At 37.6% G+C, this 12,776-nt stretch carries 10 protein-coding genes; 8 read left to right on the plus strand and 2 right to left on the minus strand.

The genetic code is table 11. The features are described 5' to 3' along the window. Window positions 1-229 precede the first annotated feature (229 nt). The 6 genes from ileS to pepF all read left to right on the plus strand — a co-directional run bounded on the left by ileS (window position 230) and on the right by pepF (window position 8,151). Entirely contained in the window at window positions 230-3,019 is a 2,790-nt protein-coding gene (ileS, locus tag Q0594_RS03710; RefSeq protein WP_298729700.1) for an isoleucine--tRNA ligase, read from the plus strand. A 126-nt stretch (window positions 3,020-3,145) separates the two neighbouring features. Beyond that, complete coding sequence (locus Q0594_RS03715; RefSeq protein ID WP_298729702.1) at window positions 3,146-3,823, plus strand: 5-bromo-4-chloroindolyl phosphate hydrolysis family protein; 678 nt, start codon at window positions 3,146-3,148, stop codon at window positions 3,821-3,823. Between the two features lies 1 nt (window position 3,824). After that, complete coding sequence (locus Q0594_RS03720) at window positions 3,825-5,018, plus strand: toxic anion resistance protein (protein WP_298729704.1); 1,194 nt, start codon at window positions 3,825-3,827, stop codon at window positions 5,016-5,018. Window positions 5,019-5,230: 212 nt separating this feature from the next. Beyond that, window positions 5,231-5,722, plus strand: a complete 492-nt coding sequence (locus tag Q0594_RS03725) for a helix-turn-helix domain-containing protein (protein ID WP_298729706.1) — start codon at window positions 5,231-5,233, stop codon at window positions 5,720-5,722. Window positions 5,723-5,736: 14 nt separating this feature from the next. Beyond that, window positions 5,737-6,228, plus strand: a complete 492-nt coding sequence (locus Q0594_RS03730; protein ID WP_298729708.1) for an endolytic transglycosylase MltG — start codon at window positions 5,737-5,739, stop codon at window positions 6,226-6,228. Between the two features lie 129 nt (window positions 6,229-6,357). Beyond that, window positions 6,358-8,151 (plus strand): oligoendopeptidase F, encoded by a 1,794-nt coding sequence (gene pepF, locus Q0594_RS03735; protein WP_298729710.1) that lies wholly within the window; start codon window positions 6,358-6,360, stop codon window positions 8,149-8,151. Between the two features lie 49 nt (window positions 8,152-8,200). Here the strand turns inward: pepF and Q0594_RS03740 are convergent, their stop codons facing one another. Continuing rightward, a complete protein-coding gene (locus Q0594_RS03740; RefSeq protein ID WP_298729712.1) occupies window positions 8,201-9,154 on the minus strand; it encodes a type I phosphomannose isomerase catalytic subunit in 954 nt (317 codons plus the stop codon). A 10-nt stretch (window positions 9,155-9,164) separates the two neighbouring features. Next, a complete protein-coding gene (locus Q0594_RS03745; RefSeq protein ID WP_298729714.1) occupies window positions 9,165-9,893 on the minus strand; it encodes a GntR family transcriptional regulator in 729 nt (242 codons plus the stop codon). Window positions 9,894-10,050: 157 nt separating this feature from the next. Between Q0594_RS03745 and Q0594_RS03750 the strand changes: the two genes are divergently transcribed. Together Q0594_RS03750 and Q0594_RS03755 are read left to right on the plus strand one after the other, a co-directional pair. After that, window positions 10,051-11,460 carry a glycoside hydrolase family 1 protein gene (locus tag Q0594_RS03750; RefSeq protein ID WP_298729716.1) on the plus strand — a complete coding sequence of 470 codons (1,410 nt, stop codon included), beginning with the start codon at window positions 10,051-10,053 and terminating at the stop codon, window positions 11,458-11,460. A 17-nt stretch (window positions 11,461-11,477) separates the two neighbouring features. Further along, complete coding sequence (locus Q0594_RS03755; RefSeq protein WP_298729718.1) at window positions 11,478-12,773, plus strand: PTS sugar transporter subunit IIC; 1,296 nt, start codon at window positions 11,478-11,480, stop codon at window positions 12,771-12,773. Window positions 12,774-12,776: the final 3 nt, after the last annotated feature.

Raw genomic sequence — 12,776 nt, forward strand, 5'->3', positions numbered from 1 at the left:
AGGTTGGCAGTCCCTATTTATAATGAGAATCATCTCTTGGAAACTTTTCTGAAATACATGATAGATTAAGAAGGGTCGCTTAAATGGCGTTAACAATTTACCTAGGCAAATGAATGTCATTTGTAAATATGGGTGGTACCGCGGAATTGATTTCGCCCCTGCTGTTTGCAGGGGCTTTTTTTATGTTTTTAGGAAAAATGATTGCAATAGAAAATAAGGAGGAAATTTGATGAAAATGAAAGAAACCTTACAAATTGGGAAAACAGAATTCCCAATGCGTGGGAATTTACCAACAAAAGAAGTAGAGTATCAAAAAGAATGGGAAGAAGCTGATGTTTATGGACAACGTCAAGCGAAGAATGAAGGAAAACCATCATTCGTTCTTCATGATGGGCCACCTTATGCTAATGGTGCTGTTCATATGGGACATGCTTTAAATAAAATTTCTAAGGATTTTATTGTTCGTAGTAAATCAATGAGCGGGTTCCGTGCGCCGTATGTACCAGGATGGGATACACACGGACTTCCAATAGAGCAAGCTCTTGCGAATGCTGAAGGGGTTGACCGTAAAAAATTATCGATTGCTGAATTCCGTAAATTATGTGCGGAGTACGCATTACGTCAAGTGGACAACCAACGTGCAGATTTCAAACGTTTAGGGGTTACAGGTACATGGGATAAACCATACTTAACACTTCAACCTGAATTCGAAGCAGAACAAATTCGTGTATTTGGTAAAATGGCTGAGAATGGCTATATTTACAAAGGGTTAAAACCAATTTACTGGTCTCCATCAAGTGAATCTTCACTTGCAGAAGCAGAAATTGAATATAAAGATGTAGAAAGTCCATCAATTTTCGTAGCGTTCAAAGTGAAAGACGGAAAAGGTGTTGTTTCAGAAGATGCATCATTTGTTATTTGGACAACAACTCCTTGGACACTTCCTGCAAACTTAGGAATCTTCGTGCATCCTGACTATGTATATGCAGAAGTGAAAACAGACAAAGGTACTTTTGTAGTCGCAAAAGAACTTGTGAACTCTCTTGCTGAAACATTAGGTTGGGAATCTGTTGAAGTATTAAAAGAATTCCGTGGAACTGAATTGGAATATGCGACAGCATGGCATCCATTCTACGAACGTGAATCACTTGTAATGCTTGGAGACTACGTAACGCTTGATGCCGGTACTGGTTTAGTCCACTCAGCTCCTGGACACGGGGAAGACGACTTCTACTATTCACGTAAATACAACTTAGATGTATTATCACCAGTGGATAACCAAGGACATTACACTGCAGAAGCTCCTGGTTTTGAAGGAATGTTCTATGCCAAAGCAAACAAAGTCATCACAGACCTATTAGCTGAAAATGGATCATTACTAAAACTAAGCTACTTCGTGCATAGTTACCCACATGACTGGAGAACGAAGAAACCAGTCATCTTCCGTGCAACTCCACAATGGTTTGCGTCGATTGATGCATTCCGTCAAGATATCTTAGATGTGATTGAAAATGATGTGAAATGGTACCACCCATCAGGACAAGTACGTATTTACAACATGGTTCGTGACCGTGGCGACTGGGTTATCTCTCGTCAACGTGTATGGGGTGTTCCACTTCCTGTATTTTACGGTGAAAACGGAGAACCAATTATCACTCCAGAAACAATTGAATACGTTGCGAAATTAGTGGAAGAATTCGGTTCTGACGTATGGTTCGAGCGTGAAGCAAAAGATCTATTACCAGAAGGTTTCACACATCCAAGCAGTCCTAATGGAACATTTACAAAAGAAATGGACATTATGGATGTATGGTTCGACTCAGGTAGCTCCCATGCTGGTGTATTAAGTATTCGTCCAGAGTTAGAGTTCCCAGCTGATATATACTTAGAAGGATCAGACCAATACCGTGGATGGTTCAACTCAAGTTTAACAACAAGTGTAGCGGTTCATAAACAAGCGCCTTATAAAGCGGTTCTTTCTCAAGGGTTCGTAATGGACGGAGAAGGCAAGAAGATGAGTAAATCCCTAGGGAACGTCATCTCACCAGCAAAAGAAATGCAAACAAAAGGGGCAGACATTATCCGTCTATGGGTATCTTCTGTAGACTACGAATCAGACGTACGTATCAGTACTGAAATTTTAAACCAAGTATCTGAAGCATACCGTAAGATCCGTAACACAATGCGCTTTATGTTAGCGAACACTACAGACTTCGAACCATCTAAACATGCCGTAGCGTTTAAAGACCTACGTTCTGTTGACCAATACATGATGATTCGTTTCAATGATGTTGTGAAGGCAATTGAAGAAGCTTATGAAAAATATGAATTCTCAACCATTTATCAAACAGTGATGAACTTCTGTACAGTTGATTTATCACAATTCTACTTAGATTTTGCAAAAGATGTTGTGTATATCGAACATGAAGATAACTACGAACGTCGTGCAATGCAAACAGTGATTTACGATATCTTAGTGAAATTAACGAAATTACTAAGCCCAATCTTAGTTCACACGAGTGAAGAAGTTTGGAAATATTTGAAGGAAGAAGAAGCCTATGTTCAATTAGCTGAATTTCCAACACTAGAAAATTACGAAAACAAAGAAGAAGTATTAGCACAATGGGCTGAATTCTTCAAGGTTCGTAACACTGCTTTGAAAGCTTTAGAAGAAGCTCGTAACGAGAAATTAATCGGTAAGAACTTCGAGGCAAAAGTAACGCTTTACCCATCTAATGAAGTTCGTGCTTTATTAGAGGGCTTAAACACCAATGTCGCTCAATTATTCATCGTAAGTGAATTAGAGGTTGCTTCAGAAGGCGTTGAAGCTCCAGCAAATGCACTTGAAGGCGAAGGCGTGAAAGTCGTTGTTGAACATGCCAAAGGCGAAACATGTGAACGTTGCCGTGCTGTGAAAATTGAAGTAGGAACATTAGAAGATGCTCCAACTTTATGTAATCGTTGTGCAGCAATTGTGCGTGAACACTTCCCTGAAGCGCTTGTTCCTGAAGAAGAATAACAAAAATTAACTGAGTCGAAGAAATTTGGCTCAGTTTTTTTGAATAAAAATCATATAAAAATCGGCCTTAAGTACCATGTTTAACAAACGAAGAATGATACAATAATGCTATAAGGAGGGAATGTCATGAAACAGTGGTTTAGACTAGCAAAATTGGCCTTTTTTATCTTGTTAACGTTTAGGTTGGCGGATTATGTGGATGGCTCAATGAAAAAAGGGATAGTAGTATCTATTTTATTACTTGCCATTTTCTTTTTTATTCTATTTCCTCGAGAGATGGAAGTTCAATCATTTTTTGAAAAAACAAACAAACCTTTAAAAAAAACTTCCACTAAAGTACAAGAAAGGTATGAACAATCAGGACTTTCCAAACAAGATATTGAGTATTTTAGACAAAAAATGTCGGTCGTAAAAGATCAAATCAACGAAATTGAGGACAATATCCAAGGATATACAAAACTCAGAATTATTGCGAATCGCTATAATACTTCAATAACAATGAAGGATTACTTTAGAGAACTTGTGGCAAATCCAGAAAAGTTACCAGATGCGGATTTGTTTGTCCATACTTGTGTACCTTCGTTAAAAGAAATGACAACGAGCTACCGGAAGATGAGTGAACAACCTGTTAAAGGCAGTGAAACTTATCAAACATTACAAGAGTTGGCTGAAAAGATTGAACTCACCTGTGAGAAGTTAGAAGAAGATTATTTACATTTTCAAGAAGATAGAATTCAAGATTCTGAAGCAGAGATGGACTATGTCACTCGAAAGATTCTAGAAAAAGGTAAAGGAGCAAAATAAAATGACAGAAGAAAAAACTAGCATGGTAGATGCCCTCATTCAAAATCCCTTTGGAGAGGATGTTGTGAAAAATACAAGTTTACAAGATGTTTCGGCTGATTTTCCACAAGAACAAGTGGAACCACAAAAGGCTTTGGTTGATTCATTGCCCCAAAAACAACAAGAACAAGCTCGAGCTTTAGCGAAACAAATTGATGAAAAGAATATGCAAGCCATTATTAGTTATGGTGCAGGAGCTCAAAAGCAACTTGGAGAGTTTTCGCATTCAATGCTTGCCCATGTTCAAAATAAAGATACTGGGGAAATTGGCGACACATTAAATGAATTGATGATGCGCCTCAATGAGACGAATCCACAAGATTTAGTGGCGGAAGACTCTAATATTTTCCGTAAAATTTTTGGACGTGTGAAAAAATCTATTTATGAAATGCAATCGAAATATCAAGAAGTTGGATCACAAGTAGATAAGATTGCTGTGAAATTAGACCATGAAAAAAATGGCTTATTAAATGATAATTTATCTCTTGAACAACTCTACCAACGGAATAAAGAATTTTTTGAAGCATTAAGCATCTATATTGCTGCAGGGGAATTGAAAATTGAAGAAATGCAACAACAATTAATTCCTGAAGCCATGAAGAAAGCGCAAGAAACAGGAGATCAAATGGACGTACAAACCGTTAACGATTTGCATCAGTTCCTTGATCGTTTGGAAAAAAGAAATCATGACTTGAAATTAACGCGCCAGATGACGATTCAACAAGCGCCACAAATTCGCTTAATTCAAAATACGAATCAAACATTAGCAGAAAAAATTCAATCTTCTATTACAACAACGATTCCTTTATGGAAGAATCAAATTGCGATTGCAATGACCTTACTTCGTCAGAAAGATGCAGTTACGGCTCAACGACAAGTGTCTGAAACGACGAACCAATTAATTCAAAAGAATTCCGAAATGTTGAAAATTTCGACGATTGAAACAGCTCGTGAAAATGAGCGTGGTATTATCGATTTAGAAACACTTCAAAAGACACAACAAGACTTAATTGAAACGTTAGAAGAAACCATCTTGATTCAACAAGAGGGAAGACAAAAACGTAGAAAAGCAGAATATGAATTGACACAAATGGAGCAAGAACTTCGAGAAAATTTATTAATTTTAAGTCAAAAAGAAAAACGAATCAATCAGTAAATGAAGCATTCGCCTAAATAATAATCTTTACCTGGCCATTCCTTTCGGATGAAATAAGGTAAAGATTTTTATTTTTCAGTAAAGTATCCATATATTTCACTATATGACAAATGCTTAACAAAATGATAAAGTCTGCCGTGAACCTTGATATTTTCTCTAACATTATTTAAAATAGGATGAAAGGAAAAAATATTATTTAATGAGGTGAAAAAATGCACGTATGGGTTGTAGTTCTAGCGTTATTAGCATTAGCAGTATTTTTCTTATTCATTTCACTATTCTTAAAGGATAATCAAAATGAAGAGGAGATTGATGAATTAGCGGAAGGTTTATTAGAATTAAATCGTGAAGTATATTCATTAAAGAAAAAAATTCAAGAATTAGAAGGGACAACTGTTTATAAAGGACCATCAGTTGAGCCAACATACGAAGAGGTTCGCGCTGCAAAACAAGCAGAAGTTCGTGTAGCTGAAAAACCAGTTGTAGAGGAAGTTCAAGAAACGACTCCTGTTGAAGAAGAAGTAACTACAGTAGAAGAAGTTGCTGTAGAAGAATCTGGTCGTCTTCACAATGTAACTAAACAACAAATTATTACATTATTTAGCCATGGAAATTCAGTAGAAACAATTTCTGAGCAATTAAATGTACCTGTTTCAACAGTACAATTAGTGATTGATAATTATTTTGAAGCAGATGCGAAATAAGGAGGAAGAAGAACATGAGTAAAACGAAATTTCGTTCTTTAGGAATGGGCTTCTTAGTAGCAGCGTTAATTTTAGCATTGGTAACGGTGATTTGGCCATTAGTTCCGCAATCATTGAAAAGCCAATTAGATGCAGTGAATTTGCCAATCGTTACTGAAGGAGCAAATGAAGCAAGCTATAAAGCCGCTTACGAATCTTTATTAGCTGAAAAAGAATCAAGTAGTAAAGCATCAACAACAAGTGCTTCAGCCACGACTCAAGCTTCAACAACAGAAGCATCAACTACTCAATCTTCAAAACCTGTATCTATTACAGTAGAAGAAGGTGAATCATCAAATGATGTTGCTGAAAAATTAGAAAAAGCCGGATTGATTAAGAGTGCCAAAGAATTTGTTGATTACTTAACAACAAATAATATTGCTGAAAATATCTGGACTGGAACTTTTGAGATTAAACCAGGAAGTTCTAATGAAGAAATCGCACGTGCTATTGGTGCGTTACGTTAATAAGAAATGCAGAGTGTTACAGTCTCAAGGCTGTAGCACTTTTTTTATTGAAATAAATTAAAAATTTCTGAAAATTAGATGAAAACTATGGTACAATGGGAGTACGATTTTAGAAAGTGAAGTGAGAGTATGATTGAAAGAAGTCAAGTAGACGTAAATCAAACATGGGATTTAACGCTTTTATTTGAAACAGAAGAAGTTTTTAATGAAGCGTTAGAAGACCTTAAAGGAAAAGTGGATGCTTTTCAAAAAGAATACGAAGGAAAAATTACAACAGCACAACAAGTGAATGCTGGTTTAGAAACGTACCGTGAATTATTAGAACAACGCGGTAAAATTTCTGCGTATTGCAACCTTGCTGTGAGCGCGAATACAAAAGATAAAGAAGCACAAACACGTTCAGCACAAACACGTACAGTGTTAGCAGGATTAGACGCTAAATTAAGTTTCTTCGAATCTGAATTAAGCCAATTGGATAATGCAGTATTAGAAGAAGCGAGATCTAATAAAGAAGATGTCTTATATATCGAACGTCTCTTAGAAGATAAAAAACATTTATTATCAAAAGACGTCGAAGCAACTCTAGCAGCTCTAGGAAATACATTAGATGCTGGCTACCAAGCGTACAACGATATTAAATTTAAAGATATGCATTTTGCAGACGTGGAAGCAGATGGACAAGTGATTCCGATGACATACAACAGTTTTGAAGGCCGTATGCAATCTGAACCAAATACAGCGATTCGTCGTGAAGCGTTCAAAGTATTTAGCGACACATTACGCAAATACCAACATAGCACTGCTTCAGCGTATAATACACAAATTCAAAAAGAAAAAACAATGGCAACATTGCGTGGCTTCGATTCAGTGATTGATTATTTATTAGACCGTCAAAAAGTGTCTTGTGAATTATATGACCGCCAAATCGACGTTATTATGGAAGAATTAGCGCCACATATGCGTAAATTCGCACGTCTATTGAAAGAAATTTATCAATTAGACGAAGTACGCTATGAAGACTTGAAACTTGAAGTCGATCCGACTTACGCAGCCAAAGTAACGTATGACGAAGCAAAACAATATATCTTAGAAGGATTAGAACCACTAGGGGAAGATTACCTCAAGATTATGAAGGAAGCTTTTGAGCACCGTTGGATTGACTATGCTGAAACAATTGGTAAACGTACGGGTGCGTTTTGTTCATCACCTTACGGGGCAAACTCATTTATCTTAATGTTCTTCACAGAAGATATGAATGACTGTATGACACTCGCGCATGAATTAGGACACGCAGGACATTTCCAATTAGCGTACAAAAACCAAAATATTCTAGATGGTCGTCCAAGCATGTACTTTGTAGAAGCTCCATCCACAACGAACGAATTACTGGTTGAGTTCTACTTGAAGAATAAAGCAGGTGATGACCTACGTATGAAACGTTGGATTTCTTCTCAAATGGTGGCCAAAACTTATTACCACAACTTTGTCACTCACTTATTAGAAGCGTACTTCCAACGCGAAGTATACCGCTTAGTGGATGCAGGTAAAAGCTTGGATGCCGATACATTAAACGATTTATTTAGAGAAACATTAGCTAGATTCTGGGGACCAGAAGTCGTTCTGACAGAAGGCGCAGAGTTAACATGGATGCGTCAACCGCACTATTACATGGGCCTATATTCTTATACTTACTCAGCTGGTTTAACCATCGGTACACAAGTGGCGAAAATGATTCAAAAAGATTCAAGTGTCGCAAATACTTGGGTGGAAGTCTTGAAGATGGGTGGAACAAAGAGTGCAGAAGAGCTTGCGAAAGCAGCAGGCGTGGATGTCTCAACAGATGCTCCGCTTAAAGATACGATTGCAACAATCGGTGGCTTAATCGACGAAATCGTAGACATTACAAAACAATTGAATGCATAAAAAATAAAGGTCAGCAAGGTTTTCCCTGCTGACCTTTTTGCGTTTACTATTATTGGTTCGACTGAGAAACAATCAGTTGTAGAGATCCGTTAATCGAAAGTGTTGGTGTTCCCGAAGGAAGAATAAAGGAATCTGCTTTTTCGATGGGGTATGTTGTTCCATCGACTGTGAGCGTTCCTTTTCCGTCTAACACCGTTACAAGATGATAAGTAGAAGAGAGTGCATCGCTGTAGTCACCATCGATATCGTATTTCCAAACTGTGAAGAACTTGTTTTCTACAAATGTCGTTCTCGTTCCAGTCTCCGTTGTCAATTCTTGCCTGTTTGTCGTTGGGACATGGTGCGGAATCGTCGTCACGTCTTTTGTTTGTTGAATATGCAGTGGACGAGGGTTACCAGCATCGTCGGTGCGGTTGTAGTCATAGACGCGGTAAGTCGTATCTGAATTTTGTTGCGTTTCAAGAATAACAATACCGCCGCCAATTGCGTGAATCGTCCCGCTAGGAACATCGAAAAAGTCTCCAGCTGTAACAGGAACTTCAGTAAATAGGTCGCTCCAAGCTTCATTGTCGATTTTCTCTGCAAATTCTTCAGGAGTCATCGCTGTATGTCCGTATACAATTTTTGCGCCTGGCTCTGTTTGAACCACGTACCAGCATTCATTTTTTCCATATTCGCCTTCATGTTCTAGTGCATATTCGTCATCTGGATGCACTTGAATGGATAAGTCATCACTAGCATCTAGCAACTTAACAAGAAGAGGAAAGCTTGCTAATTGTTGCCCATTAAAGAGTTCTGGATGTGTTTTATAGAGTTCATCTAACCCAAGTCCTTCATATTCTGCGGGGCTTTTGATGGTTGAAATTCCATTAGGATGCGCGCTAATAATCCACGCTTCACCGGTCTTGTCAGAAGAAAGAGTGAAGTTAAAGAGCGAATGCAATTTTGTTCCACCCCAGATTTTCTCTTGCAGTACGGCATTTAAAAAGATTGGTTTTGTCATAATGTGCCTCCTATGATGAATGTCTTAGTGCAAATGAATTGAATTCAAATAGATCGTATCTGTGACGGCTAATCGAGTATTCAAATGGAGTTCCATTATCCAAATAGGCCACTTGTTCTACTTCAAAGACAGGTTCTGTTGGAAGTAATTGTAAGTAGTTTTGCTCATCTTCGGAGCTTGGTGCTGCACGTAAGATTTTTGTGGCACTTGCAATGCGTAAGCCTAGTGGACCTTCAATATATTGATAGATGGAGTTTAATAGAACTTCTTCGGTAATCCCTGGAATGACGCTTGTACTCATATACGTTTGTTCTAATACATATGGTTTACCGTCGATGATGCGAAGGCGATGAATATTATAAACAGGACTTTGCAGCGGTACTTGTAATTTTTCTGCAAGGAATTCAGAAGCAAACTCTAATTTAAAATGAATGATTTTTGATTCAACGGTAGAGTGTGTATCCTCAGAAATTTTCGTTAGTCCTTTAATATCTCGTTCTGGAACGATGAGTTTTCGCTTCGACGTACCGCGAGAGAGGACAAAGGTACCTTGGCCGCGTTTTCTGAAGATGAGGCCTTCAGAAACGAGCAAGTCTAGTGCTTTTTTGACCGTCATTCGACTGCTATTAAATTCTTTCGTTAATGTAATTTCATCGGGTAATTGTTGGTTAATGGCGTATTCGTTGCTTAAAATCTTTTCACGAATCGCATGATAAATTTGTAAATACTTTACGCTCATCGAATGTCATCCTTTCTCTAAACTTAGCCATATTATAACAAATGTAGAATGAATAGGCAAAAACGATATTTTGAACACTATTTACAATATATGTCTAGACAAATGTTAAAAATGTGATATACTATACGTGAAACAGCTTACAGAAAGGAGGTTAATTATGAAGAAACAACTGAGATTCCCTCAAGGATTTTGGTGGGGTGCTGCTTCGAGTGGACCACAGACTGAAGGGCAGTTTGACAAGGCGCATGAAAATGTGATGGATTATTGGTTTAGAACTGCTCCAGAAGCTTTCTTTAATGGTGTCGGACCAGATGTGGCGAGTGATTTTTATCATACGTATCCTGAAGATTTTCGTTTGATGAAGGAGATTGGATTTAATTCATTCCGGACTTCGATTCAATGGAGCCGTTTGATTAAGGACTTCGAAACGGGTGAAGCTGATCCGAAGGCTGTGGAATTTTATAATGCGGTTATTGAAGAAGCAAAGAAAAACGATATTGAACTTGTGTTGAATTTACATCATTTCGATATGCCGGTTGAATTACTTCAACAATATGGCGGTTGGGAAAGTAAACATGTCGTGGACTTATTCGTGAAATTTGCCAAAACAGCATTCGAATGTTTTGGCGATAAGATTCGTTACTGGACAACTTTCAATGAGCCAATGGTCATTCCAGAAGCAGGATACTTATATGCATTCCATTATCCAAACCTTAAAGGGAAAGGGAAAGAAGCTGTTCAAGTGATTTATAATTTAAACCTTGCCAGTGCCAAAGTGATCGGGCTGTATCGTACATTGAAACTGGATGGCAAAATTGGGATTATTTTGAACTTAACACCTGCTTACCCAAAAAGTGATTCCACGGAAGATATAGCAGCAAGTCAATTTACAGATGATTTCTTTAACAGAGTCTTCTTGAATCCAGCGGTGAAAGGAACATTCCCTGAAACCTTGGTGAAACGACTAGAGGAGGACGGTGTGTTATGGAGTTATACCAAAGAGGAATTGCAGCTGATTCGAGAAAATACGGTCGATTTTCTTGGGGTGAATTACTATCATCCAAAACGCGTTCAGGCACAACCAAATCCAGAGGAGTACAAAACACCTTGGATGCCAGACCAATACTTCAAAGAGTACGAATGGCCTGAGCGTCGCATGAATCCATATCGTGGATGGGAAATCTTCCCGAAAGCCATTTATGATATCGCCATGATTGTGAAGGAAGAATATGGCAATATCCCATGGTTCATTAGTGAGAACGGAATGGGTGTTGAAAACGAAGGTCGCTTCATTGGAGAAAATGGAGTCATTGATGATGTGTATCGTATTGAATTTTACGAAGAACATCTCACTTGGCTACATAAAGCGATTGAAGAAGGTAGTCGTTGTTTTGGATATCACACATGGACTGCTTTTGATTGCTGGTCTTGGAATAATGCATATAAGAATCGTTATGGATTTATTTCTGTAGATTTAGAAACGCAAAAGAGAACCATCAAGAGTAGTGGAAGATGGTATCGTAACGTCAGCGACAATAACGGCTTTGAAATAAAAATTGAGGAATAAAGAGAGGAGATATTCAGATGAAAAACTCAAAATTTATTGATAAATTTGCCGCGTTTGCAGGTAGACTGGGGAATCAAATTCATTTAAAAACCCTCAGAGATGCATTTGCGACAGTAATGCCATTATATATTTTGGCAGGTTTAATTGTTCTTTTGAACAACACAGTATTTAAGTGGATTTTCCAAGGGGATACATTAACGAAATTCCAATATTGGGGAATTACAATTGCAAACGGTACTTTAAGTATCTCAGGTATTATTATTGCCGTAATGGTTGGTTATTTCTTAGCAAAAAACAGAGACTTCGAAAATCCTTTGGCAGCATCAATGCTATCATTAGTTTCTTTAATTGTTATGATGCCAAATACAGTTTCTGCTATTCCTGATGGAGCAAAAGATGCCGTGAATATTTCAGGTGTTCTTTCATTTAACAACACAGGTACAGGCGCAATGTTTGCAGGGGTTATCGTAGCGATTCTTGCAACAGAATTATTCATCAAATTATCTAGTGTAAAAGCATTACAAATTAATCTTGGTGACAATATTCCACCGGCAGTTGGTAAATCATTTAGCGTATTACTTCCAGTAATGACTGTTATTTCATTATTCGGGGTTGTATCAGCATTATTATTCAACCTATTTGGAACAAACTTAATCTCAATTATTACAGTCTTCATCCAAGAACCAATTCGTCATATCGGTACAAGTTTAATTGGGGTAATCATTATTTACTCTCTAGGGAATATGTTATGGTTATTCGGTATTCACCAAGCAGTTATTTACAGTGCAATTCTAGAACCATTACTATTAATTAACATTACTGAAAATATCGCTGCAGCAAACAATGGACAAGCGATTCCACACATCATCAACTTATCTCAAGTACAAACATTTGCGTTAATGGGTGGTAGTGGATCTACATTATGTTTATTAGTTGCAACATTCTTAGTAAGCCGCAACGCTGCTTCTAAAAACGTGGCTAAATTATCATTTGGACCTGGACTCTTCAATATCAATGAACCAGTATTATTCGGTTACCCAATCGTTTATAACATTTCATTAGCAATTCCATTTATCGCGGTGCCAGCTCTTGGTATTTTAATCAGCTACTTAGCAACAGTTGCAGGTTTTATGAGCCCAGCATTTGTACAAGTTCCTTGGACGACACCAGTCTTCTTAAATGCATGGTTAGCAACAGCAGGGGACTTCAGAGCAATTCTAGTTCAATTAGTCATTTTTGCACTTGGAGTTCTTCTATACATTCCATTTATCAAAGTTAATGACAAAGTTGTTGAACAAGAAATGAAGGGATAAAAT

It is taken from the genome of uncultured Granulicatella sp., from assembly GCF_938030755.1.
In the GTDB taxonomy this organism is placed as follows: domain Bacteria; phylum Bacillota; class Bacilli; order Lactobacillales; family Aerococcaceae; genus Granulicatella.

What these genes read in the sequence shown, in the direction of transcription:
- Q0594_RS03740 (WP_298729712.1), bottom strand. Translation starts at nt 9,154, where the DNA reads ATGACAAAACCAATCTTTTTAAATGCCGTACTGCAAGAGAAAATCTGG.
- Q0594_RS03745 (WP_298729714.1), bottom strand. Translation starts at nt 9,893, where the DNA reads ATGAGCGTAAAGTATTTACAAATTTATCATGCGATTCGTGAAAAGATT.
- Q0594_RS03715 (WP_298729702.1), top strand. Translation starts at nt 3,146, where the DNA reads ATGAAACAGTGGTTTAGACTAGCAAAATTGGCCTTTTTTATCTTGTTA.
- Q0594_RS03725 (WP_298729706.1), top strand. Translation starts at nt 5,231, where the DNA reads ATGCACGTATGGGTTGTAGTTCTAGCGTTATTAGCATTAGCAGTATTT.
- Q0594_RS03750 (WP_298729716.1), top strand. Translation starts at nt 10,051, where the DNA reads ATGAAGAAACAACTGAGATTCCCTCAAGGATTTTGGTGGGGTGCTGCT.
- Q0594_RS03720 (WP_298729704.1), top strand. Translation starts at nt 3,825, where the DNA reads ATGACAGAAGAAAAAACTAGCATGGTAGATGCCCTCATTCAAAATCCC.
- Q0594_RS03755 (WP_298729718.1), top strand. Translation starts at nt 11,478, where the DNA reads ATGAAAAACTCAAAATTTATTGATAAATTTGCCGCGTTTGCAGGTAGA.
- pepF (WP_298729710.1), top strand. Translation starts at nt 6,358, where the DNA reads ATGATTGAAAGAAGTCAAGTAGACGTAAATCAAACATGGGATTTAACG.
- Q0594_RS03730 (WP_298729708.1), top strand. Translation starts at nt 5,737, where the DNA reads ATGAGTAAAACGAAATTTCGTTCTTTAGGAATGGGCTTCTTAGTAGCA.
- ileS (WP_298729700.1), top strand. Translation starts at nt 230, where the DNA reads ATGAAAATGAAAGAAACCTTACAAATTGGGAAAACAGAATTCCCAATG.